The 24,140-nt window shown below is 67.2% G+C and carries 19 protein-coding genes and 1 pseudogene; 14 read left to right on the forward strand and 6 right to left on the reverse strand.

Going from position 1 to position 24,140, the window contains the following annotated elements; genetic code table 11:
* Positions 1-48: 48 nt before the first annotated feature.
* The 7 genes from pafA (at position 49) to BN972_RS15895 (ending at position 8,365) form a co-directional block, all read left to right on the forward strand.
* Positions 49-1,407: a Pup--protein ligase gene (gene pafA / locus BN972_RS15865; RefSeq protein ID WP_099051147.1), complete on the forward strand. Its 1,359-nt coding sequence runs from the start codon at positions 49-51 to the stop codon at positions 1,405-1,407.
* A 7-nt stretch (positions 1,408-1,414) separates the two neighbouring features.
* The gene (locus tag BN972_RS15870) at positions 1,415-2,425 is read left to right on the forward strand and encodes a helix-turn-helix transcriptional regulator (RefSeq protein WP_036359596.1); all 1,011 of its coding nucleotides are present in this window, start codon (positions 1,415-1,417) and stop codon (positions 2,423-2,425) included.
* On the forward strand, positions 2,422-3,402 hold the full coding sequence (locus BN972_RS15875; RefSeq protein WP_036359601.1) for a helix-turn-helix transcriptional regulator: 981 nt from the start codon (positions 2,422-2,424) through the stop codon (positions 3,400-3,402). Before BN972_RS15870 ends, BN972_RS15875 begins: the two co-directional genes overlap by 4 nt.
* A 78-nt stretch (positions 3,403-3,480) precedes the next feature.
* Entirely contained in the window at positions 3,481-3,744 is a 264-nt protein-coding gene (gene tatA / locus BN972_RS15880; RefSeq protein WP_036359604.1) for a Sec-independent protein translocase subunit TatA, read from the forward strand.
* 25 nt (positions 3,745-3,769) lie between these two features.
* Complete coding sequence (gene tatC / locus BN972_RS15885) at positions 3,770-4,723, forward strand: twin-arginine translocase subunit TatC (protein ID WP_099051103.1); 954 nt, start codon at positions 3,770-3,772, stop codon at positions 4,721-4,723.
* Positions 4,724-4,810: 87 nt separating this feature from the next.
* Positions 4,811-7,552 (forward strand): DEAD/DEAH box helicase, encoded by a 2,742-nt coding sequence (locus tag BN972_RS15890; protein ID WP_036359610.1) that lies wholly within the window; start codon positions 4,811-4,813, stop codon positions 7,550-7,552.
* Between the two features lie 81 nt (positions 7,553-7,633).
* Positions 7,634-8,365 (forward strand): DUF4333 domain-containing protein, encoded by a 732-nt coding sequence (locus BN972_RS15895; RefSeq protein ID WP_036359613.1) that lies wholly within the window; start codon positions 7,634-7,636, stop codon positions 8,363-8,365.
* On the opposite strand, the gene BN972_RS15900 is transcribed toward BN972_RS15895, so the two are convergent.
* On the reverse strand, positions 8,366-9,322 hold the full coding sequence (locus BN972_RS15900) for a 5'-3' exonuclease (protein ID WP_036359616.1): 957 nt from the start codon (positions 9,320-9,322) through the stop codon (positions 8,366-8,368).
* A 41-nt stretch (positions 9,323-9,363) separates the two neighbouring features.
* Here BN972_RS15900 and BN972_RS15905 point away from each other — a divergent pair, with 41 nt between their 5' ends.
* Positions 9,364-10,485 (forward strand): M24 family metallopeptidase, encoded by a 1,122-nt coding sequence (locus tag BN972_RS15905; protein ID WP_036359619.1) that lies wholly within the window; start codon positions 9,364-9,366, stop codon positions 10,483-10,485.
* Here the strand turns inward: BN972_RS15905 and BN972_RS29575 are convergent.
* The 4 genes from BN972_RS29575 to BN972_RS15930 all read right to left on the reverse strand — a co-directional run bounded on the left by BN972_RS29575 (position 10,482) and on the right by BN972_RS15930 (position 17,063).
* Positions 10,482-11,291, reverse strand: a complete 810-nt coding sequence (locus BN972_RS29575; protein ID WP_158086329.1) for a DUF5632 domain-containing protein — start codon at positions 11,289-11,291, stop codon at positions 10,482-10,484. The two genes, BN972_RS15905 and BN972_RS29575, sit on opposite strands and share 4 nt — an antisense overlap.
* A 2,021-nt stretch (positions 11,292-13,312) precedes the next feature.
* Positions 13,313-14,275, reverse strand: coding sequence for a hypothetical protein (locus BN972_RS15920; protein WP_051545507.1), 963 nt, complete (start codon positions 14,273-14,275; stop codon positions 13,313-13,315).
* Between the two features lie 86 nt (positions 14,276-14,361).
* Complete coding sequence (locus BN972_RS15925; protein WP_036359625.1) at positions 14,362-16,767, reverse strand: putative alpha/beta hydrolase; 2,406 nt, start codon at positions 16,765-16,767, stop codon at positions 14,362-14,364.
* A complete protein-coding gene (locus BN972_RS15930) occupies positions 16,749-17,063 on the reverse strand; it encodes a DUF2563 family protein (RefSeq protein ID WP_036359627.1) in 315 nt (104 codons plus the stop codon). The genes BN972_RS15925 and BN972_RS15930 overlap by 19 nt, the downstream gene beginning before the upstream one ends.
* A 165-nt stretch (positions 17,064-17,228) precedes the next feature.
* Between BN972_RS15930 and BN972_RS15935 the strand changes: the two genes are divergently transcribed.
* Positions 17,229-18,683 (forward strand): hypothetical protein, encoded by a 1,455-nt coding sequence (locus tag BN972_RS15935; RefSeq protein WP_036359629.1) that lies wholly within the window; start codon positions 17,229-17,231, stop codon positions 18,681-18,683.
* 10 nt (positions 18,684-18,693) lie between these two features.
* Here the strand turns inward: BN972_RS15935 and BN972_RS15940 are convergent, their stop codons facing one another.
* Positions 18,694-19,101 (reverse strand): F420-dependent biliverdin reductase, encoded by a 408-nt coding sequence (locus tag BN972_RS15940; RefSeq protein WP_036359632.1) that lies wholly within the window; start codon positions 19,099-19,101, stop codon positions 18,694-18,696.
* Between the two features lie 35 nt (positions 19,102-19,136).
* Here BN972_RS15940 and BN972_RS15945 point away from each other — a divergent pair, with 35 nt between their 5' ends.
* The 5 genes and pseudogenes from BN972_RS15945 to BN972_RS15965 all read left to right on the forward strand — a co-directional run bounded on the left by BN972_RS15945 (position 19,137) and on the right by BN972_RS15965 (position 24,138).
* Positions 19,137-19,886: an SDR family NAD(P)-dependent oxidoreductase gene (locus BN972_RS15945; RefSeq protein ID WP_036359635.1), complete on the forward strand. Its 750-nt coding sequence runs from the start codon at positions 19,137-19,139 to the stop codon at positions 19,884-19,886.
* Positions 19,883-21,057: pseudogene (gene cbiE, locus BN972_RS15950) on the forward strand (precorrin-6y C5,15-methyltransferase (decarboxylating) subunit CbiE). Before BN972_RS15945 ends, cbiE begins: the two are co-directional and overlap by 4 nt.
* Entirely contained in the window at positions 21,054-21,803 is a 750-nt protein-coding gene (cobM, locus tag BN972_RS15955; protein WP_036359638.1) for a precorrin-4 C(11)-methyltransferase, read from the forward strand. The pseudogene cbiE and the gene cobM overlap by 4 nt, the downstream one beginning before the upstream one ends.
* Positions 21,803-22,549 (forward strand): cobalt-precorrin-6A reductase, encoded by a 747-nt coding sequence (locus tag BN972_RS15960; RefSeq protein WP_036359641.1) that lies wholly within the window; start codon positions 21,803-21,805, stop codon positions 22,547-22,549. Before cobM ends, BN972_RS15960 begins: the two co-directional genes overlap by 1 nt.
* Before the next feature lie 95 nt (positions 22,550-22,644).
* Positions 22,645-24,138, forward strand: a complete 1,494-nt coding sequence (locus BN972_RS15965; protein WP_036359644.1) for a PPE domain-containing protein — start codon at positions 22,645-22,647, stop codon at positions 24,136-24,138.
* Positions 24,139-24,140 lie beyond the last annotated feature (2 nt).

Here is a 24,140-nt window from a genome sequence, read left to right on the forward strand (position 1 = left end):
GGCGCGGCTGTGCGCCGCCGCGGAAAGACAACCAGTACCCTCGATTACGTGCAGCGACGAATCATGGGCATCGAGACCGAATTCGGTGTCACCTGCACCTTTCACGGGCATCGACGCCTGTCCCCAGACGAGGTAGCCCGCTACCTGTTCCGGCGGGTGGTCTCGTGGGGTCGCAGCTCGAATGTTTTCTTGCGCAACGGGGCTCGCCTCTACCTCGATGTGGGCAGCCATCCGGAGTACGCAACCGCGGAGTGCGACAGCCTGGTGCAGCTGGTAACGCACGACCGGGCCGGAGAGTGGGTGCTCGAAGACCTGCTGGTCGACGCCGAGCAGCGGCTCGCCGACGAGGGCATCGGTGGCGACATCTATCTGTTCAAGAACAACACCGACTCGGCGGGCAACTCCTACGGCTGCCACGAGAACTACCTGATCGTGCGCGCGGGCGAATTCTCCCGGATCTCCGACGTGCTGCTGCCGTTCCTGGTCACCCGCCAGCTGATCTGCGGCGCCGGTAAGGTGCTGCAGACCCCCAAGGCCGCCACCTTCTGCCTGAGCCAGCGCGCCGAGCACATCTGGGAAGGGGTGTCGTCGGCGACCACCCGGAGCCGGCCGATCATCAACACCCGCGACGAGCCGCACGCCGACGCCGAGAAGTACCGCCGGCTGCACGTCATCGTCGGCGACTCCAACATGTGCGAGACGACCACCATGCTCAAGGTGGGTACCGCGGCGCTGGTGCTGGAAATGATCGAAGCCGGCGTGGCGTTCCGGGACTTCTCGCTGGACAACCCGATCCGCGCCATCCGCGAGGTCAGCCACGACGTCACCGGCCGTCGTCCCGTCCGGCTGGCCGGCGGACGCCAGGCCAGCGCACTCGACATCCAGCGCGAGTACTACAGCCGCGCCGTCGAGCACCTGCAGACCCGAGAGCCCAACGCACAGATCGAGCAGGTCGTGGATCTGTGGGGCCGCCAGCTCGACGCCGTGGAGAGCCAAGACTTCGCCAAGGTGGACACCGAGATCGACTGGGTGATCAAGCGCAAGCTGTTCCAGCGGTACCAGGACCGCTACAACATGGAGCTGTCCGACCCGAAGATCGCCCAGCTCGACTTGGCCTACCACGACATCAAGCGCGGCCGCGGCGTGTTCGACCTGCTGCAGCGCAAGGGTCTGGCCACCCGGGTCACCACCGATGAGGAAATCGCCGACGCGGTCGAGCGGCCACCACAGACCACCCGGGCCAGGTTGCGCGGTGAGTTCATCAGCGCTGCACAGGCGGCCGGACGTGACTTCACCGTCGACTGGGTGCACCTTAAGCTCAACGACCAGGCACAGCGAACCGTCCTGTGCAAAGACCCGTTCCGGGCCGTCGACGAGCGGGTGAAACGACTGATCGCGAGTATGTAGCCGACGAATGGCCATTTCGAAAGTCGAGCGGCTGGTCAATCTGGTCATCGCACTGCTGTCGACCCGCGGCTACATCACCGCCGAGAAGATCAGGTCCAGCGTCGCGGGCTACTCCGAGAGCCCTTCGGCCGAGGCGTTCTCCCGGATGTTCGAACGCGACAAGAACGAGCTGCGCGACCTGGGCATCCCGCTGGAAGTCGGGCGGGTGTCCAACCTGGACCCGACCGAGGGCTACCGCATCAACCGGGATGCCTACGCGCTACCGGACGTCGAGTTGACGCACGAAGAAGCCGCCGCGGTGGCCGTCGCGACCCAACTTTGGCAGTCGCCCGAGTTGATCACCGCCACGCAGGGGGCGCTGCTCAAACTCCGGGCGGCCGGCGTGGACGTCGATCCCGCCGATTACGGGGCCCCGGTCGCCATCGCCTCGCCGGCGAGTCTGCCGGGCCTGCGCGGGTCTGAGGATGTCCTCGGAATCCTGTTGGAAGCCATCAACTCTCGGCGGGTCGTGCAGTTTCCGCACCGGCCCTCCCGCGCCGAGCCCTACACGACTCGCACCGTTGAACCGTGGGGTGTGGTCACCAACAAGGGCCGGTGGTATCTCGTCGGGCACGACCGCGACCGCAACGCCACCCGCACATTTCGGGTCTCGCGCATCGGTGCCGAGGTCACCCCGATCGGGGAGGCGGGGGCGGTCACCGTGCCCGAGGGCACCGACCTGTCGCAGATCGTGGCCCAGGCGGTTGCCGAGGCGCCCACCGGCGCGCAGGCCAGGGTCTGGGTGGCCGACGGCCGAGCCACGGCGTTGCGCCGCGCCGGACGGTCGGTTCAGTCCCGCCGGCTCGCCGGGCGGGAGGGCGAGGTGATCGAGCTCGACATCGCTTTCGGTGACCGGTTGGCCCGCGAAATAGCAGGCTATGGCGCGGATGCGATTGTGCTGGAGCCGGCGTCGCTGCGCGACGACGTGGTGGCGCGGTTGCGGGCTGCGGCGGGCCTAGCGGAGGAGCCGCGCAAGTGACTCCCGTGTCGACCAGGCTGGTGCGGCTGCTCAATATGGTGCCGTACCTACAAGCCAATCCCCGGATCACCCGCGCTGAAGCCGCCGCCGACCTCGGTGTCTCCGAACAGCAGCTCGAGCAGGACCTCAACCAGCTGTGGATGTGTGGCCTGCCCGGCTACGACCCCGGCGACCTCATCGACTTCGAGTTCTCCGGCGACACCGTCAAAGTGACCTTTTCGGCCGGTATCGACCGGCCGCTCAAGCTGACATCGCCCGAGGCCACTGGGTTGCTGGTGGCCCTGCGGGCGTTGGCCGACTTCCCCGGCGTGGTCGATCCGGAGGCCGCGCGCAGCGCGATCGCCAAGATCGCGGCCGCGGCCGGCGCGGCCGGGTCCGACAACGCAATGGCTGCCACCGACGAGCCCGCGCCCTTGGAAAGCCGCGCCGCGGCCACCGTGCGTGCGGCGGTGCGCGACAAGCGGGCCCTGACAATCGACTACTACGCCGCCTCCCATGACTCCCTCACCTCCCGCATCGTCGATCCGATCCGGGTGCTGCTGATCGGCGATCACAGCTACTTGGAAGCGTGGTCACGGGAGGCCGAGGGGGTGCGGTTGTTCCGCTTCGACCGCATCGTCGACGCGGCCGAGCTGGGTGAGCCCGCATTGCCGCCGGAGCCGGTCCTGCAAGCCCCTCCCGACACCTCGCTGTTCGACGGCGACCCGTCGCTGCCCTCGGCATTGCTGCGGGTGGCGCCGCCCGCGTCGTGGATGTTCGAATACTTCCCGATCAGGGAGGTCCGCGAGCTGTCCGACGGCTCATGTGAGGGAACGATGACCTACGCCTCCGAGGACTGGATGACCCGGCTGGTGCTGGGCTTCGGGGCGGCGGTGCGGGTGCTGGAGCCGCAGCCGCTGGCCCAGCGTGTCCGGGCTGCGGCCACCGCGGCCCTCGAGGCGTATGAAGCCGTCGAGCACGCTGCTGAACAGGCGTGACGCGCAGGCACCGTTCACATGTCCCGGAGGGGCCGCCGTGCTGCGGTAGCATCGGGTGAACGTCTGGAGGTAATCAAAGTGGGCAGTCTTCAACCGTGGCACTGGCTGATCCTCGCTGTTGTGGTGATCGTGTTGTTCGGTGCCAAGCGGCTCCCTGACGCGGCGCGCTCGCTGGGCAAGTCGCTGCGTATCTTCAAGTCCGAGGTCCGTGAGCTGCAAAGCGAGAACAAGTCCGAACCGTCGATCGAGACCCCGGCGACCCCTGCGGCCACCCCGACGCCGGTGCAGTCGCAGCGCGTCGAATCCACCGAGCAGGGCCACACCGAGGCGCGGCCGGCCTAGTCCGGCGTCCCTCTGACCGAATGTCGTGAAAACTCCCCGGGTTTCTGCGCGCGCTTTCGGTCCTCTCAAGCGGCTCAATCCGCGCAATCGGCGCAGCCGCGTCAACCCCGACGGGACCATGTCCCTGGTCGAGCACCTGACCGAACTGCGCGCGCGCCTGCTGATTTCGCTCGCCGCAATCGTCGTCACCACGGCGTTCGGGTTCATTTGGTACTCGCACCCGATCTTTGGGCTGGAAAGCCTCGGCGAATGGCTGCGGCAACCGTATTGCGCCCTGCCGCAGTCGGCCAGGGCGAACATCAGCGCCGACGGACAGTGCCGGCTGCTGGCCACCGCGCCCTTCGACCAGTTCATGCTGCGGCTCAAGGTCGGCATGACGGCCGGGATCGTGCTGGCCTGCCCGGTGTGGTTCTACGAGCTGTGGGCGTTCATCACCCCGGGGCTCTACAAGAAGGAGCGCCGCTTCGCGGTGGCCTTTGTGATCCCGGCGGTCATCCTGTTCGTGGCCGGCGCGGCGCTGGCGTACCTGGTGTTGTCCAAGGCGTTGAGCTTCCTGCTGACCGTCGGCAGCGACGTACAGGTCACAGCGCTGTCCGGCGACCGGTATTTCGGGTTCCTGATCAACCTGCTGGTGGTCTTCGGGGTCAGCTTCGAATTTCCGCTGCTCATCGTGATGCTCAACATCGCCGGCATCCTGACATACGAGCGGCTCAAGGCCTGGCGGCGTGGCCTGATCTTCGCGATGTTCCTGTTCGCGGCGGTGTTCACGCCCGGCTCGGACCCGTTCTCGATGACCGCGCTCGGTCTGGCGTTGACCGTGCTGCTGGAGTTCGCCATTCAGATCGCCCGGGTGCACGACAAGCGCAAGGCCAAGCGCGAAGCCGCCGCGATCCCGGACGACGAGGCATCGCCCATCGAGCCGCCCTCGCCGATACCGGCGCCGTCGGTGATCGGCGGATCCCATGACGACGTCACCTGAGCCCGTCGCGAGCGTGCACAGGTGTCCGGCGACATGCCGAGCGGCCCGGCAATCCGCGCTCGTTCGCGGCGAGAGACCGGTCAACGCGTGACTGAACTCCCCGAACTGACCCGGTTCAGCACCGAACTTGCCTTCGCCCTCGACGACTTCCAGCGACGCGGCTGCGCGGCGCTGGAACGCGGCCACGGCGTACTGGTCTGCGCCCCGACCGGTGCCGGCAAGACCGTCGTCGGGGAATTCGCGGTGCACCTGGCGCTGGCCGCCGGTGGCAAATGCTTCTACACCACGCCGCTGAAAGCGCTGAGCAACCAGAAGCACACCGACCTCGTCGCGCGCTATGGCAAGGACCGCATCGGATTGCTGACGGGTGACCTGTCGGTCAACGCCGACGCTCCGGTGGTGGTGATGACCACCGAAGTGCTGCGCAACATGCTCTACGCCAATTCGTCTGCGCTGCAAGGACTTTCCTATGTAGTCATGGATGAGGTGCACTTTCTCGCGGACCGGATGCGCGGCCCGGTGTGGGAGGAGGTGATCCTGCACCTGCCCGACGAGGTGCGCCTGGTCAGCTTGTCGGCCACCGTGAGCAACGCCGAGGAGTTCGGCGGCTGGATCCAGACCGTGCGTGGCGACACGACGGTGGTGGTCGACGAGCACCGGCCGGTGCCGCTGTGGCAGCACGTGCTGGTGGGCAAGCGGCTGTTCGATCTCTTCGACTACCGGCCCGAGGCGCCCGTCAAGGACAAACCGCACGTCAACCCGGACTTGCTGCGTCACATCGCCCATCGCCGTGAGGCCGACCGGATGTCGGACTGGCAGCCGCGACGTGGTCCGCGGGGCGGTCCGGCCCGCGGCGGTCGCCCCCGGTTCTACCGCCCGCCGTCCCGGCCCGACGTGATCGCATCGCTGGACTCGGCGGGCTTGTTGCCGGCGATCACCTTCGTGTTCTCCCGGGCCGGCTGCGACGCGGCCGTGCAGCAGTGCCTGCGCTCGCCGCTGCAGCTGACCACGCAGGAGGAGCGAGCGCGGATCGCCGAGATCATCGAACACCGCTGCGGCGACCTGGCCGACGCCGATCTGGCGGTACTGGGTTACTACGAGTGGCGCGAGGGGCTGCTACGCGGCCTGGCCGCCCACCACGCCGGGATGCTGCCGGCATTCCGGCACACCGTCGAGGAACTATTCGCCGCCGGCCTGGTCAGGGCGGTATTCGCCACCGAGACATTGGCGCTGGGCATCAACATGCCGGCCCGGACCGTCGTCTTGGAGAAGCTGGTCAAGTTCAACGGCGAGCAACATGTGCCGCTGACACCGGGGGAGTACACCCAGTTGACCGGCCGAGCCGGCCGGCGAGGCATCGACGTCGAGGGGCACGCGGTGGTGCTCTGGCACCCCGAGGTAGAGCCGTCGGAGGTGGCGGGCCTGGCCTCCACCCGCACCTTCCCGCTGCGTAGCTCATTCGCCCCGTCCTACAACATGACGATCAACCTGGTTCAGCAGATGGGACCGGAACAGGCGCACCGGCTGCTGGAGCAGTCGTTCGCCCAGTATCAAGCGGACCGGTCGGTGGTCGGGCTGGTCCGCGGCATCGAACGCGGCAAGGGCATGCTCGACGAGATCGCCGCCCAGTTGGGGGGCCACGAGGCGCCGGTGCTGGAATACGCCCGTATGCGGGCGCGGATCAGCGAATTGGAACGCTCCCAAGCCCGCGCGTCGCGGCTGCACCGGCGACAGGCCGCCAGCGACGCCCTGGCGGCGCTGCGCCGGGGCGACATCATCACCATCACCCACGGCCGGCGCGGCGGTCTGGCGGTGGTGCTGGAATCGGCCCGTGACAGCACGGACCCGCGGCCGTTGGTGCTGACCGAGCATCGGTGGGCGGGTCGGATCTCGTCGGCCGACTACACCGGCGCCACCCCGCCCGTCGGGTCGATGACCCTGCCCAAGCGCGTCGAACACCGCCAGCCGCGGGTACGTCGGGATCTGGCCTCCGCGCTGCGCTCCGCCGCCGAGGGTCTGCCGATCCCGACGGGGCGGCGGAACAAGGACGACGCGCACTACGACCCCGAGCTGGCGTCGCTGCGCGACGATCTGCGTCGTCATCCCTCCCACAACGCGCCCGGCGTGGACGATCAGGTCCGCGAGGCCGAGCGGTACCTGCGCATCGAGCGCGACAACGCGCAGCTCGAGCGCAAGGTTTCCGCGGCGACCAACTCGCTGGCCCGAACGTTCGACCGGATCCTGGGTCTGCTCATCGAACGGGAGTTCATCGAGGGCGGCTCGGATGACCCCCAGGTCACCAACGACGGCAAGCTGTTGGCCCGGATCTACAGCGAAAGCGACCTGCTGGTCGCCGAGTGCCTGCGCAGTGGCGCGTGGGCCGGGCTCAAGTCGGCCGAACTGGCGGGCGTGGTGTCATCGGTCCTGTACGAGTCGCGCGGGTCGGACGGGCCGGGCGCGCCTTTGGGTGCCGAGACACCGACACCGCGACTTCGGCAAGCGCTGATGCAGACGGCACGGCTATCCGCCGAGCTGCGCGCCGACGAGCAGACGCACCGCATCGCTCAGAGCCGGGAACCCGATGACGGCTTCGTCCCGGTGATCTACCGGTGGGCGCGCACCGGCGACCTCGCGGCGGCGTTGGCCGCGGCCGAGGCGGCCGGCAGCGGCGCACCCTTGTCAGCAGGTGATTTCGTCCGGTGGTGCCGCCAGATCCTCGACCTGCTCGACCAAGTCCGCAACGCGGCCCCGGATCCGGACGTGCGGGCAACGGCCAAGCGCGCTATCAATGACATTCGGCGCGGCGTCGTCGCAGTTGACGCCGGGTAGGCTAGGCCGGAGCTACGGTGTGATCGGCATACGACCACGGGGGCCACGGTTGGCCAGGACAAATCGGACTGAGGAGCAGTGATGAGTGGACCGCAGGGACCAGACCCGAGGTGGCAGCAGCCCAGCCCGGGTTCCTCGGACCCGACCATGGCGGGGTCGCCCTGGCAGCAACCGGGCAGCGGTCAGGACGCGACCTGGCACGCGCAGTCATATCCGGCCGCCGAGTATCCGGGCTACCAGCAGCCCGCCGAGCAGGCCTACCCGCAGCAGTATGCGCAGCCGGAATACGGTTCCGACTACGGTTCGCAGGCCACCCAATACGGTGGAACACCGCAGTACGGTCAGCCACCCCAGTACGGTCAGCCCCAATACGGCCAGCCGCCCCAGTACGGCCAGCCCCCGCAGTACGGGCAGCCGGGCCAGCCCGGGCAATACCCGCCGCCGCAGACCTACGGGCAACCGGCACAAGGCCCCAAACGCTCAAAGGCTTTCATCGGTGCGGTGGCCGGCGGGATCGCGCTGCTGTTTTTGATCGTCATTCTGGTATTGGGATTTGTGGTACCCGGGTTTTTCGTCACCACCAAGCTGGATGTCAACAAGGCCAACTCCGGTGTGCAGTCGATCCTGACCGATGAGACCAACGGCTACGGCGCCAAGAATGTCAAGGACGTCAAGTGCAACGGCGGTTCTGACCCGGTGGTGAAGAAGGGCGGCACCTTCGACTGCACTGTGAGCATCGACGGCGCGTCAAAGCGTGTGACGGTGACGTTCCAGGACGACAAAGGCACCTACGAGGTCGGTCGGCCGCAGTAGTCAGTCGGGCAGCCGGTCCAGCGCCTTTTGCAGTCGCGCGATCGAGGATCCAACCCCGTATTGCGTCGCCAAGTCCGCGGTGCGTCTCGGGTGAGCCGCGTGCAGCGGCAGCTTATCGGTGCGCGTCGACAGCGTGACCGGCGCGTCGGTGGCGACCCGTACCACGTTCTGCGCGGCCTCGATGTAGTCGGCGGACTTGCGCAGCTTGGTTCGTATTCCGTTGGCCAGCTTGGATTTCGGGTCGTTGGCCGCAGCCAAGATGTCGTCCAGCGAGCCGTGCTGAGCCAGCAGGGAGGCGGCGGTTTTCTCGCCGATGCCCGGTACGCCAGGCAGCCCGTCCGACGGGTCGCCGCGTAGCAGGGCGAGTTCGGCGTAGGCCGGGCCGGCCCGGTGCACCGGCACTCCGTACTGCTCGGCCACCTCTTTGGGGCCGTACAGGGTGGCTTTGGCCAGGCCGCGGCCCAGATAGAGGACCCGGACTTGGACGGGGTCGTCGGCAACCACCTGCAGCAGGTCGCGGTCGCCGCTGACCACCACCACTGGGTCGTCGCGTTCCTGGGCGGCCAGCGTGCCGAGGACGTCGTCGGCTTCGTAGCCGGGCGCCCCGGCGGTCGGAATCCCGAAGGCGTCGAGCAATTCCATGATCATGTCGATCTGCGGTGTCAGCTCGTCGGGCACCTCCTCCACATCGGGTTCTCCCGCCGGTTCGGGCTCAGCCACCCGGTGTGCCTTATACGACGGGATGAGGTCGACGCGGAACTGGGGCCGCCAATCCAGGTCCAGGCAGACCGCGAGTCGGCTGGGTTTCTGTTGGGTGATGACCACCGCCATCGAGTCGAGGAATCCGCGGACGGCATTGACCGGCCGGCCGTCGGGCGCCTTGATCGACGACGGCACTCCGAAGTACGAGCGGAACCACATACTGGCGCCGTCGAGCAGCAACAGGGGAGCGGGCATGCCGGTAATCCTGCCAGGGCCGCCCGGTTAGCCTGGCTGGCATGGACTCTCACCGATTCGAGGCCGCGGTCTATGCTCGTCGGCTCCGGGCCGCCGCCGCCCTGGCCGGGCAGGCCGGGCTGGCCGGCTTGGTGATCACCCCGGGCTATGACCTGCGGTATCTGCTCGGGTCCCGGGCGGAAACATTCGAGCGACTGACCGCCTTGGTGGTGCCGGCCGAGGGCGATCCGACCGTGGTGTTGCCGCGGCTGGAGCTCGCCTCACTGAAGGAGTCCGCCGCCGGGGAACTGGACCTCGCCGTCCGCGATTGGGTCGACGGCGACGACCCCTACCGATTGGTGGGTGCGGCGCTGGGCCGCGGGGCGCCCGCGGTGGCCGTGACCGACTCCATGCCGGCCCTGCACCTGCTGCCGCTGGCCGAGGTGCTGGGTGTAATGCCGGTGTTGGCCACTGACGTGCTGCGTGAACTGCGAATGGTCAAGGAAGCGGCCGAAATCGACGCCCTGTCGGCAGCGGGTGCGGCGATCGATCGGGTGCATGCCCGGGTGCCCTCGTTCTTGGTGCCGCGCCGCACGGAGGCAGAGGTTGCCGCGGACATCTCCGAAGCCATTGTCGCCGAAGGGCATTCGGGGGTGGCGTTCGTCATCGTGGGATCGGGTCCACACGGTGCGGACCCGCATCACGGCTTCTCGGACAGGAAGCTGGCAGCGGGGGACATCGTCGTCGTTGACATTGGCGGCACGTATGGGCCGGGCTACCATTCTGACTCGACCCGCACCTACAGTCTCGGCGAACCGAGTGATGAAGTGGCCGAGCAATATTCGACTTTGCAGCTGGCGCAGCGCACCGCGTTCGAGGCCGTCCGGCCCGGGGTGACGGCAGAGCAGGTCGATGCCGCAGCCCGTGATGTCCTGGCCTCGGCGGGTCTCGCCGAGTATTTCGTGCATCGCACCGGCCACGGCATTGGGTTGTGCGTGCACGAAGAGCCGTACATCGTCGCCGGCAATGGCCTGCCGCTGGCCGCGGGCATGGCGTTCTCCATCGAGCCGGGCATCTACTTCCCCGGTCGTTGGGGCGCTCGCATCGAGGACATTGTGGTGGTGACTTCGGATGGGGCCGTCTCGGTCAACAACCGTCCGCACGAGTTGATTGTGGTGGGTTAGTTCTTCGGCCGTTGGGCAGTCGGTTCGCCGGCTAGGAACCAGGCGAGGTGGTAGTTGGCGGCGTTCTTGTCGCCCGCTACCAGGGCGTCGATTGCCGCGAGCAGCTGCCAGTTGCCGACGTCGTGGGTGTTGATGTCGTTGGGGTAGTTATCCAGGACCCGGCTGCTGATATTGCCCAGATGTTGTTGCAGCAGAAGGATTTCCGAGTCCAGCACGCCTGTGCCCGCAGAGGCCGCCTTGGCCAGGGTGTGGGCCAGCCGGGGCAGGCCGTCGCGCCATTGGGTTGCCTGGCTGAGTTCCCAGCCGAGGTCGGGGATGTCCGGCGCGGAACGCGGCCGCGGCGACGTCGACGGCGGCTCGATGTCGTGCGGGAGCTGATGGATCGGGGTGTAGCTCGCGGTGACGGTGACTTCACCGAGCAAGGATTCGAGGTTGCCGCGCCGTCGTGCCGGCGGCAGCAAGGTTACCGCTGCGGGGAGTGCGATGCCTGGCGGGATCCAGCCGCCGGCCAGGTCGGTCACCAGCACCGTGGTGCCATTAGTGCGGTCGCCGGCGGCCCACGCCAGGCGTGGTTGCTGACGGGCGACCGCGTCGACCAGGTGCTGTAGCCGGGCACGCGCTGTCGCATCGGCTGACGCCGCGCCGACCGCCGCGCCGGTCGCGGTGGCAGTGACGGCTTGCGCGGCGGTGGCGTTCGGCGGCGCGGGTTGCGCTGACGTCGTGGTTTGGCGGACGACCGCCGGTTGGCTCGGACTGGCATGAGCCCCGGACGGGCTCACCGGTGCCGAACTTGGCGTCGCTGACACCGGCGGAGGGTTGGGCGTTGACGGGGGAGTGAAGGTGGTTGATACCGGAGGCCGAAGGTCGGACCCGTAGGTCGGCAGTGCGCCGGCGGCCGGGGGCGGCGCGGGCGCGATCGGTGCCGGGGCAGCCGCGGCAACAATTGCCGGTGCTTGCGGGGCCTCCGGAGCGGGCGTGTGGTGGGTTGGCGCGGGCGTGTCCGCTAGGGGCACGTGTACTGGCGCGGCAGTGGTCGCAGGCATTGCTGTTGCGGCATGCGACATTTGGGGCTCGGTCGGCGTCATTGGCATTGACGGCACGGCATGGCCTGCGGCCGAGAATGGTGCGCCGGACTCCAATCCCTTGTTGAAACTTTGGGCGAGTTCGGCGGGTGTGATTGTGGGGCTTGGGAGGGCGGGAGTGGACGGGGCGCCCGACAATCCGGGCATAGCGCCGGGGGTGGGCGGGAGCGGGGCTACCGCAGGGGAAGTGAGGCTTGGTGCCGAGATGGTGGGTGCGGCGGGTGAGTGTGGGGAAGAAGTAAGTGATATCGGAGCCGGCACATTTCCAGTCACGGGGCTAGTCATCGGCTGTGTCTTGGAATTGTTTGGCAAGCCTGCAGCGGAGGTGAACCTCGACGAACGGCCAGCTGCCGTAACAGGATGGGGAGTCGTCGCTAGATTGCAGGGCAACGGACCATCGCTCTGCATAGACGTGCCTGGAGATTGCGAGTCCAGTTGTTCGTGCGTACTGGCGTTGCTAGGAATGCCAGTTGAGCCATGCGATCCGCTCAGAAGCTCACCCACTCGAGTCTCGAGGTCCTGCTGACTGTCCCTTTGCCGGAATAGCTGGGTAGCATCGGCTCCCGCTGCCTGAGCGAAACTTCGAGCCGACACTTCAGCCCCATCAGCGTCAAGTATCCTTTGAATCGCATCAAGGATATTCGCTCCATATTTCGCCGCAACAGCATTTGCTTCCGTTCGGCACTTCTGAACGAGTTCAACGACTTGGGCGATCTTTGCGGGCCCAGGTGTTGGCGATGCTTGAATCCGATTAATTTCTCGGTTGCCTTCTTGCGCAATCTCGGTCAAAGCCTGCCGTAAGCTCTTAACGCTGTCTATTGCGGTCCCATACGCAGTTTCCTTAATGCCGTTTTTCTCTGCCGCGCCCCTAGCCTGAGTCGCCCCGCGCTGAAACGCCTCGCGAAGATCCTCCACCGTCAGTCCCCGCTGCTCGGCTAGCTCACTAGTGCGAACGCTTGCTAATTCATCCGCGAAATGATAGAAACCCGTCTTCGATGCGTGACGCCGGGTTTTTCCCTGTTCTAGTACAAGTAATTCTTGCTCCGTTGGCCAATTATCGCCGATTAGAAGAAACGACCATTCGCCAGGCGGAAAATCAGTCATTTACAGATCTTGTCGATTGTTGCTGTCGGCGCTTCGGCTGCTTGCCGCAGTTGGGCTATGTCAGTATCGGATTTATCGGCTAAGTAACTGACCGTCAATTCTTGATACAAATTCGCGAGAGCGCGTGTCGCACTTGCCAGCTCGGACGCTGTAGCTCGTTCCTGAGTAAGTGTCGTTAGCAAGTAGCGGCTGCCTACGTCGAGGGCTTGGCGCGAAGCTGTGGCGATAGCGAGGCTCACCGTCGGATCGTTGCTACTACCTCGGGCACCAGCTACGGTCAGCGCCTCTCGCACCTTCGCGTACGCAGCGCACACCTTCACCTTCGCGTCTGCAACCTGCTGGCTCGTGTACGTCGGGGCCGGCGGAGGCTCGTTCTTCGGCAGCGGTCGCAACCAGGCGCCTAAGGCGACTCCAATCGCAAGCAACGCGATCCCCAGCGATACCAGCCCCAGCCAGCGCGACGGTTGACGACGCGTAGCTGGCGGCGTAGATGGCCACGCGGGGGGTTGCGGTGGGGGCACGTTGGACACGCGTGGATCGTATCGTTCCACCACGAAAGCGCCAGTCAGTCTTTGCTACAGCCCCTCAATTGACGATTGATCAGCGGGTCACCTTCAAAAATGTCATTGCTACAGGCCCAGTCAGCGACCCGGCGAACCCTCAGCATCGGTCTTGTCGTCAGACAGCAGGATCCGCCGCGTCGCCACCGGCTTGCCATCGACATGCTTGGTCACCGCGGGCAGGGGCGGCGGCGTCGTGATCCGTCCATGCACCGGCGCGCCATTCTTGACGGTCGGTCCGACGATGCGTTTGGTGTCGGGTTTCGCATCATTGCCGGTACCGCCGCCGCCGTGCATGGCTCCGGGCGGCATCATCGGCATCGCGCCGCCCATCGCGCCGCGCGGAGCGGCCGACGGCTCGGGCGCACTCGGTGCGGGCAACGATGTCGCCTGCGACGATGCCGGCACCGTACCGGCCGACGGAGTCGGCGGCGGTCCCAGCATCGCGGTCGGGGTGGTCCCCTCAAAGCCCCCCGCGCCATCACCGCCGCCGCCGCCACCGGCGCCACCGGCGAAGCCACCGCCACCAGCACCAAGCTCATCGTCGGCTCCGAGCAGATCGGCCGGCTCGGCGGTACCGGCGCCAGCGCCCTGCTGCATCATGCCCATTCCGGCCTGCATCGCTTGCTGTCCGGCCTGGGCGAGCTGTTGGGGAATCTGACTGAACGGCTGCAGGATGCCTCCCAAGGCACCGGCAATGCCGCCCGCGATTCCAGAGGCCATCTGCGGCATCTGCTGCAGCATCTGGGACATTTGCCCCGCGCCTCCGACACCGGCCAGTTGCGCGGCGGCCTCGTCTTCGTTGGCCGGGAACTTGGCGAGCGCATCGGCGACCTTCGCGTCCCGCTCGTCATGCCCGGCCTGCGCTTCGCCGTTGTCCTCGGCGTCCCCGGCATTGGCCGCCGCGCCCAGCGCCCGGAGCAGCTGGCTGATGCTGGAATGCCCAGGCGCCAACGGGTCGGGGGTGATTACGGGCGGTGGCGGTATCCCGAGCAGCTGTGACAGCTGATCGAGGATGATGCGTAGCTCGTCGTCCCCGCTCATCGTGTCCTTCCACCCGACCCGTAACCCGCCGACGGGATTCGGTGATGCTATCGCCTATCGACGAATCGAGTTAGTCACCCGCGGCATCATCGCTTCAGCGGGTTGGGATCGTTAGTTACCGCGTTGTAGCGCAGGATCATGTCTTTGTCGGGCGCCGCGTAGCGGGCAGGGTCGTCGCCGTAGATTTCAGTCAACAATCCAACCAGTGCCCGGCTCAAGGTCGCGTCGTAGGCACCGGACTCCACCGGAATACCTCTGCCCAGCAACTCATCTGGGCTGGCGATGCGCCCGTTGATCAGATACGGCAACGGGATGCCCTCGACGCGATGTCCAGAGGCTATGACCGCGTTGAGTATTTCGCGGTCCGCTCGGCCAATCGACAAGTTGGCCAACGGATGATCGGTCGGCATCGGCGTCTCGGTCGGTGCGGGCCCTAACACCTCGGCCTCGATCGCCTGGCCGAGGATGCCGACAAGGGGCCCGGCTATGGCTCCTCCCTCCGGTATCAGCCCCGTCGCCGCCGACGTGGTTCTCACACCCAATTCGTAAGCGGTCTTGATCTGGTCGTATTCCGCGCGTTGCACGGCGTTTTCGGCTATCTGGTGGTTCTCGGCCTCGGCTTGAACCGCATTGTGTATCCCGGAGTTGACCAGTCCTCGCAGGGTCATCGCATCGTGCAAGTCGGCGTTGTATCCCGTGATGTCGGGTGCATCGCTGGTGAGCGCTTGAACGTAGCGGCCCTCGGCGACCAGCGCCTGGCGGTCAGCGAGCCCGTTGAAGTAGTCCGAGGCCATCCGGTCGGTACTGAGCACCGAGAATATGCCCTTGGCTATCGGCAAGCGGCCGCTGTCGTTGTTGTCACCGTAGGTGTCGGGGAAGTAGCCGAGATCCGGTACAGCGCCCGGTGTCCCAGTGATGTTGCCGATATACGGCGCCAGACCGCGCGCCATGGCGCGCACCAGTTCGGGATTCCGTTTGCCCACCGTCTCGTCACCGCGTAGATGCAGTAAGTCGGGTTCGTGTGAACCGATGTAGGACCCATAGGCATTCGCGGTTTCGCCGGCGATCCCGGCTTCCGGACCATGGGCGGCCGGTGCGGTCCAGTCGAAGATCGCGGCGACGGCTTTTCCGCCGTCCTCCCACCGGTGTTGAAGGACGTGTTGCAGGAACGCGTCGCGGTCGGACCCGGTAAACATGTCATGCACCACCGGATGGTCCGGTGCGACCGCGCCCAGCATGTCGCCGACCAACTGGCCGAATACCTTGTTGAACGGGTGATTAGGGAAGTCTGCCTCGGGGGGCGGATTGAAGGTGCGGTTCATCACGACCGCCGTGCGTTGGATCATCCGCCGATCCAGATCCGTGTTCGTTTGAAAAGCGGGATTGCTGCGCATGACGATGTCGGTAATGATCCTGACCGGGTCGCCGATCAGGATCGGTCCCAACACCGGATCGTTGTGGATCGTGAAGGGTTCGTCGAACGCTTTCTGCACGCTTTCGGGCAACTGCGCCGCGCCGCCCCGCATCGGGGCATCCCCCTGCCGGGCACCGGGTTTGAGCTCGGTGCGCGGAAACACGATGGCGGGGTTACTCATCAGCTGCCACGAATTGGCGATCATCTGCCGTTGGTCACCGAGTCGCCGTTCGGCTTCGGCCAGCGCAGCTATGGACATGCCGTGCTGCTGGGCCTGCAACTGACTGAGTACCGAAGCTTGGTCGGCTGTCAGCGGAGTCTTGCCGGCGAGCTGATCGGCGGTGATCGACTCCAGCACCTCATTCACTCGGGACGCCGCAGCCCGGTCGCCGGCCAGCGCCGCGTGAACGTCCTGTTCGGCTCGCTCTGGCGACTCTTCTTCGTAGCCGTCCAGGTTCTCGATCGGCGCCACATCGTATCCGTCCTGGGTCCGCATCTGCTTCGTCAGATGGTGTAGCTGTTCTGAATACAGTTCGCGGAGGTGCACAACCTGGTGCACCGCAGCCGCCGTTACTTCGACGGCCTGGTCTTGGAGATCGTCGACGCGCTGAGCGAGAACCGCCGCATACACGGGGGAAAGGGGGAGCGACACCATCTCGGACTCGAGCACCTCGCCAATCTCGTGGTCAATGGCCTCTAACCGAGGTTCCAAAACCCGGAGCACGACTCCGGCCGCCCGCTGCGCTTCGGCGAGCAGCGCCGCCACCTGCTCTAATTTGGCTGCGATGTCAGCGAGCTGCGCTGCCTGGATACCCAGTGACTGGGTGGCGCGGCGAACCTCGGCGGCATCGTTGATCGGATGGTCGCCGTGCTCGCGGTTCCAGGACGCCTCAAAGCGGCGGCGCGCTTCCTCGAAGGCGGCATCGGCCTCAGCGGTCCGTTGCCCCGCATCGTGAAACGCCTGACCCAGCGACGAGATCTGAGCCGGACAACCACGCTGGAGGCTCGCGTTGACGGCCCACGGGTCGCCGCCAGCCTCGGCGAACAGACGCCCGACGCTTATGTGCCTGAGTCGCACCGCACCGCTCGAAGCTGGCCGGCGTTGTCGTCGTCTGTGACGTGAAACGCTGTGGCGGCCTGCTGGGCGTGATCACCGATGCCATTAAGGATCTTCTTGTTAATCAACAGGTTTCGCATTTGGTGAGCGTGCGCGACCCCGACCGCCACGCGAAACGCCTCACCCGCGCCGAAGTCGCCGAACATTCGGGCAGGCAGCGGCTCCCGCGAAAGATGCTGCGCCGCTTGCTCGGTGTGCGTGCCCGCACGGCTGGCCTCGCGACCACCCGCCCGCAACAATTCGGTGTTAACAAACACTGCGGCCTCCCTTCGCTGGGAAAGCTAATCTCCGGTCGGCTCACCCGCAATTCACCCCTCGGCGAGGCCAACCCTTGCCCGCCCTGGTTCACGAAGTGATCTCAACACTCCTACAGTTCGACAACGTTTCTCGTCTCCGTCTGTTGGGCCGTGCCAGGGTAGCGCATGCCCAGCGCTCGGTGGATCAAGTGCGCCGTCGTCGTGTTTGCCTTCATGCTCGCCCTGACGTCGGGTGCGCCCGTCACCGCGGATGTCAACGAGGTGCCCACCCCGCCGTCACCTACGGCTCCATGTAATGCCATCAGCCCGTTCGCGTTTCCCTGTTCGGGCACCGGCAAGTTTGCCGACGCGGTCGCCGCGGAGTGCCGCCGTGTCGGGGTATCCGACAGTCTGTGTCTGGTGCCGTTGGCGCACAAGGTGACTCAGGCGGCAACCGCCGCCTATCTGCAGTCATGGGTACACCGCACCGCGCAGTTCCAGTACGCGCTCGGTGACGCGGTGCCCTTCAGCGAGGCTCAGTGGCTCGGTACCCACAATTCGTTCAACAGTCTGGCGAACCAATTCACCCCATCGCACGCCGACTCCAATCAGCAGCTGTCGATGCCCCAGCAGCTCGACATCGACGTGCGCAGCATCGAACTGGACCTGCACTACATCCCACAGCTGGGCCAACTCGGGCGCCCAGGCGTCACGGTGTGCCATGGACGTCCACCCGAGCAGGCCAACCTCGGTTGCACCACCGAACCCTTGTTCTCCAAAGTCCTTCCCACCATTACGGATTGGTTGAATACCCATCCCAACGAAGTCGTGCTGATCATGATCGAAGATCAGCTGAAGGATGCGACGGCGTACGCCTCGGCGTTGAACACCATGGAAACCGCTCTGCGGCGGCCAAACGGGACCAGCCTCATCTATCATCCCGCACCCGCCGATATCGGCCCCAGCGGCTGTGCGGCCTTCCCGCGCAACATATCCCGCAACGATGTCAGGGCCGCCGGCGCACAGGTGGTGCTCGTCAGTGACTGTTCGCCGGGTCTGGGGACGGCCGTTTTCAGCTGGGAGGGCGAGGAGGTGCAGAGCGGGTCGACGTTCGACTACCAGCAGTTCCCCAGGTGTGACGCCACCTATGGCCCGGCCGTCTACGCCAACAACATCGTGCGTTACTTCGAGGACTCGACCTTTATCTCGGCGTTGGTCAACCCCACCCGGCCGCCCAACAATCCGGCCGCACTGACGCCGACCAAGGTGCAAGCTATGACGTTCTGCGGCGTCAACTTGTTCGGACTCGACCAGCTGCTTCCTGAGGATGGCCGCATCCAGGGGACATTGTGGAGCTGGGCGCCGGACGAACCGCGCGCGGGCGCCGGCTCGTGCACATTGCAGGGCACCGACGGACGGTGGGTGGCGGCACCCTGCACCGACGCGCATCCCGCGGCCTGCGTCAGCGGAACGGGCACGTGGTCGGTGACGGCCGCGATCCCGTTCGCCAATGCCGCCGCGGCCTGCACCGCCATGGGCTTGACCTTCGGGCTGCCCCGGACAGGTATTCAGAATTCGCGGCTCTGGGCGGCGTCCGGCCCAGGCGGTGGCGCCTGGGTGAATTACATGATCTCGCCCTAACAGCGAGCGACTAGCCGCGATCCAACAGATCCGACGAGCCCAGTACCCGTTCTACCTGGACCTCGATCACGACCCGGCGCGGGTTTGCCCGCGGAGTGCGATAGCGCTGCGCGTACCGCAGCTCGGCATCCCGGATGGCATCGATCTCCTTGTTGACCACGGCGCGGCCCTCCAGCGACAGCCAGCGCGCGCCGTCGACCTGACTGAGCACCGCGACGCCGCCGCGCTCTGCATTGACGGCCTTCTGGGAACCGCCGGTGGTGATCACCCGGGCGATGTGGGTCCTGGGGTCGAAGGTGAAGCCCACCGCCACCACGTGCGGCGAATTGTCGGCCCGCAGCGTCGTCAACATCGCCAGATGGCGTTCGGAGAGAAACGCCAGCGCGTCGTCGGTGAGCCGCGTAGTGGTCTTGGCCATCGCCCTTCACGCTAGCGCAGGCCATAATCACAGCCGTGGATGACACGGGCAGCGGTCCGGTAGTAATTTTCGGCGGCCGCAGCGAGATCGGCATCGAGCTCGCGCGGCACCTGGCCCCCGGAGCCACGCTGCTGCTGGCGGCGCGCCGAGCGCACGAACTCGACGACCAGGTGGCCGCGGTGCGAGAGGCCGGTGCGGCAGCGGTGTACACCAAGGAGTTCGACGCCGACGACCTCGATTCCCATGCTCGTCTCGTAGAGGCGATCATCGCCGAGCACGGACCCATCGGCACCGCGGTGCTGGCCTTCGGCATCCTCGGCGACCAGGCCCGCGCCGAGACCGACGCCGCGCACGCCGTCGCCATCGTGCACACCGATTACGTCGCGCAGGTCAGCTTGCTGACGATTCTGGCGGCGGCGATGCGCACCGCCAACCGGGGATCGCTCGTCGTGTTCTCCTCGGTGGCCGGCGTGCGGGTCCGCCGGGCGAACTACGTCTACGGCTCGGCGAAGGCCGGTCTGGACGGGTTCGCCAACGGACTGGCCGACGCGCTGCACGGCACCGGGGTGCGGCTGCTGATCGCTCGCCCCGGATTCGTCATCGGGCGTATGACGGAGGGCATGAAACCGGCGCCGTTGTCCAGCACGCCTCAGCAGGTCGCCGCCGCCACGGCGAAAGCTATGGCCAAAGGCCGACGCAGCGTCTGGATCCCGTGGGCGCTGCGGCCGATGTTCTTCACTTTGAAGCTGTTACCGCAATTCGTCTGGCGCAGGATGCCGAGATGATCATCGTGGTCGGCATCGGCGCCGACGGCATGTCCGGCCTATCGGCTCAATCCCGGTCCGAACTACGCAGCGCCACACTGATATACGGGTCGAAACGACAACTCGACCTGCTCGACGACTCGGTGAGCGCACCGCGTCGGGAGTGGCCCTCGCCGTTGCTGCCCGCCTTGGAGAAGCTCCTGGACGACGCACCGGACGATGTCCACATCGTCGCTAGCGGAGATCCGCTGCTGCACGGCATAGGCGGCACGCTGATCCGGCTGTTCGGCGCCGCCAACGTGCGGGTCCTGCCTCATGTCTCATCGGTCACCCTGGCCTGCGCCCGGATGGGCTGGAACGTCCACGACACCGAGGTGATCAGCCTGGTCACCGCCGAGCCGCACACGGCGGCGCGGCGCGGGGGACGAGCAATTATTCTGTCCCGCAACAGAACAACACCAATGACCCTGGCCGGGCTGCTTACGCAGCACGGTCGTGGCGACTCGGAATTGACCCTGCTCGAACAACTAGGTTCGCCCGCCGAGCGCCGTCGCGACGGCACCGCGCGGGACTGGGCCGATCATGCCCCGTCGACGTCGACGATCTCAATGTGGTTGCGGTGCATTACCTGCCCGACGAACGGATGGCGCAACTTCCCGACGAGGCCTTCGTCCACGACGGCCAGATCACCAAACATGCCATCCGGGCGGTCACGATGGCAGCGTTGGCTCCGGCCCCGGGACAACGACTTTGGGATGTCGGGGCGGGTTCGGGCAGCATCTCCGTCGAATGGTGCCGCGGCGGGCCGGGCTGTACCGCCGTGGCGTTCGAACGCGACGAACGTCGCCGCACCAACATCGTCGCCAACGCGGCGGCGCACGGGGTGAACGTCGAAACGCGCGGGGCGGCACCCAGCGGCTTCGGCGGCGCCCCGGCACCGTCGGCAATCTTCATCGGCGGCGGGCTCACCCATCCCGACCTCCTGGACGCCTGCCTCAAGCACCTGCCCGTTGGCGGTCGGTTGGTCGCCAACGCGGTCACCGTGGAGTCGGAAAGTGTGCTCGCGCAGAGCCGTTCCCGCTACGGCGGTGACTTGCGCCGGTTTCAGCATTACCAGGCTGAACCGTTGGGCGGCTTCAGCGGGTGGCGACCGCAGCATCCCGTCACCCAATGGTTAGTCGTGAAGCGATGACGGTGTACTTCATCGGCGCCGGCCCCGGCGCGGCGGACCTGATCACCGTGCGCGGGCTGCGGCTGCTCGAAAGGTGCCCGGTGTGCCTGTACGCCGGCTCGATCATGCCGCAAGACCTGTTAACGCACTGCCGATCGGACGCGAGTGTCATCGACACCGGCCCGCTCACGCTGGACCAGATCATCGATGAGCTCGCCGCCGCCGACGCCGCTGGTCAGGACGTGGCGCGGCTGCACTCCGGTGACCCATCGCTGTACAGTGCCTTGGCCGAGCAGTGCCGCCGGCTCGACGCGTTGGGCATCAGCTACGAAATCGTGCCTGGTGTACCGGCTTTCGCCGCCGCCGCCGCGGTGCTCAAGCGTGAACTGACCGTGCCCGGTGTCGCCCAGACCGTGACGCTGACCCGGGTATCGACCCTGTCCACGGCGATGCCGCCCGGTGAAGACCTGCCGAGCCTCGCCGCAACCGGTGCCACCCTGGTGTTGCATCTGGCCGCCGCGCAAATCGACGCCATCGTTCCCCAGCTGCTGACCGGTGGCTACCGGCCCGAAACGCCGGTTGCCGTGGTGGCTTTCGCCAGCTGGCCGCAACAGGCCGTGTTGCGCGGCACCCTGGCCGACATCGCCGCCCAGATGCGGCAGGCCGGCATTACCAAAACCGCCGTCATCGTCGTCGGAGATGTGCTGGCCGCCGAAGGATTCACCGACAGCTATCTGTATTCGGTGGCCAGACGCCGGGACCATTGATGCGGGTGCTCCTGCTGGGCGGCACCGCCGAAGGGCGCGCTCTGGCCCAAGCCCTGCACCCGCAGGTCGATATCGTCAGTTCACTGGCCGGCCGGGTGCCCGATCCGGCGCTGCCGGTGGGCCCGGTGCGCATCGGCGGGTTCGGCGGCATCGGGGGTTTGCGCCGGTGGCTGCGTGACGAACGCATCGACGCGGTCGTCGACGCCACCCACCCGTTCGCGGCGACCATGACCGCCCACGCCGCACAGGTTTGCCGCGAACTGCACCTACCGCATCTCGTGCTCGCCCGGCCCGCGTGGGATCCGGGGGCAGCCACCGTCGTGGCCTCGGATCACTCCGCTGCCGAAGAGGTTGCGCGACAGGGCTATGCACGGGTCTTCCTGACCACCGGCCGGTCGGCGGTCGGCGCATTCGCCGACAGCGACGCGTGGTTCCTGATTCGCGCTGTCACCGCACCCGACGACGCCCGACTGCCGCGGCGCCACCGGCTGCTGCTCTCTCGGGGGCCCTATCGCTACGAGGACGAACGCCGACTGATGGCCGACCACCGCATCGATGCGCTGGTGACCAAGAACAGCGGCGGTGAGATGACCCGCGGGAAACTGGATGCGGCCGCCGCGTTGCGCATTCCCGTCGTGATGGTGGCGCGACCGCCGCTACCGGACGGGGTGCGGACTGTTGGCACCGTCGAAGAGGCCGTGCATTGGGTTAGCGACCACACATCAAATTCAAATGTAGGGAACTAGCGCGCGTACCGATCCGACTACCTGAACGGAAGCCGCTCACAGCCCGAGCGGCTCTGGGGGAGGTAGGTAATGCTGCTGGGGGCAGGTCGCCGACGATGACGGCTCCGCTATGGCTGGCCCTGCCGCCGGAGGTGCCCTCGGCGCTGTTGAGCAGCGGGCCGGGGCCGGAATCGCTGCTGGCGGCGGCGCAGGCGTGGTCGTCGCTGAGCGCCACGTACACCGAGGCGGCCGACGAACTCACCGAGCTACTCGGCGCGGTGCAAGGCGCATGGGACGGACCCACCGCCGAAGCGTATGTGACCGCGCACGCCCCCTACCTGGCGTGGCTGCTGAACACCGCCGCGAAAAGCGCCGAAGCCGCCGCCACCCACACAACCGCCGCCAGCGCCTACACCGCCGCGCTCGCCGCCATGCCCACGCTGGCCGAACTCGCCGCCAACCATGCCGTCCACGCAGCGCTGGTGGCGACCAACTTCTTCGGCATCAACACCATCCCCATCGCCCTCAACGAGGCCGATTACGTGCGCATGTGGCTGCAGGCCGCCGAGACCATGACCACTTACCAGGCCGCCGCGGAGACCGCGGTCGCCGCCGAACCAGTCACCACGCCGGCGCCGAAGATCGTCGCGCAGCACGGCGACACCGCTCAGCAGGCCGCCGCGCCTACCACCTGGCAGGACCAGCTGGCTGCCGTCATTCAGCAGTACACCTCGAAGTTCGCCTGGCCGGTCTCCAAGGACCTCAATCCCGGCGGCTGGCCCATCCCGGCGGTCCCCTTCGCCAACGGGCTCAGCGCCGCGCTCGGGCAGATTCCCGGCATCTCTCCGGTGCTGGCCACGGCGCTGGCGTGGGCCACGTTCCACACTTTGATGATCTTTTGGCCGTTCGGCCAACAGGCTGTCAGCCTGGCAGTGTCACTGGCCCCGGTATTCGTCGTCGCGTCCGGCCTGGGTGCGGTCGGAGTGGGTGGGACGATCGGCGTCGGCGCGGCCGGCATCGCCATACCGCTTTCGGTCGCCACGCCACTGGCCACCGCAGCCGCGCCGGCCGCTGGTGTCCCGGTGCCGCCGACGGCCGGTGTGGCGCCGACGAGCGTGAGCCACGCCGCACCCAGCACCGCCGCACCCAGTGCGGTGACCACCACCGGGGCGGGCCCGACCGGCGGCGGGCCGGCCGGCTTCGGTCCCACCCTCACCGACCCGACGGGGGCGACGGCCGGTGTCAGCGATTCCCTGTACGCGGTGGGTCTGTCGGAGTTGTCCGCCCGGAGTAGCGCCAGTAACCGCGCGCGTCGCCAGGCCCCCGAGCCGGCGCCCGACGACACGGTAGCCCCGGTGCCGGCGCCCGGCGCGGCGGACGACCGGGTCCGGCGCCGTCGCCACCGGGGCGCGACGCTGAAGGATCAGGGCAACCGTTATGAATACCTGGACGCCGCCGCACCCGCGGCTCCGTCGGTGGCCGGCGCCGGTCCGCTCGGATTCGCGAGCGCCGCAACCATTTCCGGCGCGGCGCCCGCAGCTGGCTTGGTCACCTTGGCTGACGACAGCACCCTGCCGATGCTGCCCAACAGCTGGGATGGCGGCGCGTGACA

Source organism: Mycobacterium asiaticum DSM 44297, from assembly GCF_000613245.1.
Lineage (GTDB): Bacteria > Actinomycetota > Actinomycetes > Mycobacteriales > Mycobacteriaceae > Mycobacterium > Mycobacterium asiaticum.

What these genes read in the sequence shown, in the direction of transcription:
- BN972_RS15965 (WP_036359644.1), top strand. Translation starts at nt 22,645, where the DNA reads ATGACGGCTCCGCTATGGCTGGCCCTGCCGCCGGAGGTGCCCTCGGCG.
- BN972_RS15960 (WP_036359641.1), top strand. Translation starts at nt 21,803, where the DNA reads ATGCGGGTGCTCCTGCTGGGCGGCACCGCCGAAGGGCGCGCTCTGGCC.
- BN972_RS15935 (WP_036359629.1), top strand. Translation starts at nt 17,229, where the DNA reads ATGCCCAGCGCTCGGTGGATCAAGTGCGCCGTCGTCGTGTTTGCCTTC.
- BN972_RS15870 (WP_036359596.1), top strand. Translation starts at nt 1,415, where the DNA reads ATGGCCATTTCGAAAGTCGAGCGGCTGGTCAATCTGGTCATCGCACTG.
- BN972_RS15940 (WP_036359632.1), bottom strand. Translation starts at nt 19,101, where the DNA reads ATGGCCAAGACCACTACGCGGCTCACCGACGACGCGCTGGCGTTTCTC.
- BN972_RS15900 (WP_036359616.1), bottom strand. Translation starts at nt 9,322, where the DNA reads ATGCCCGCTCCCCTGTTGCTGCTCGACGGCGCCAGTATGTGGTTCCGC.
- BN972_RS15895 (WP_036359613.1), top strand. Translation starts at nt 7,634, where the DNA reads ATGAGTGGACCGCAGGGACCAGACCCGAGGTGGCAGCAGCCCAGCCCG.
- BN972_RS15920 (WP_051545507.1), bottom strand. Translation starts at nt 14,275, where the DNA reads ATGAGCGGGGACGACGAGCTACGCATCATCCTCGATCAGCTGTCACAG.
- cobM (WP_036359638.1), top strand. Translation starts at nt 21,054, where the DNA reads ATGACGGTGTACTTCATCGGCGCCGGCCCCGGCGCGGCGGACCTGATC.
- BN972_RS15905 (WP_036359619.1), top strand. Translation starts at nt 9,364, where the DNA reads ATGGACTCTCACCGATTCGAGGCCGCGGTCTATGCTCGTCGGCTCCGG.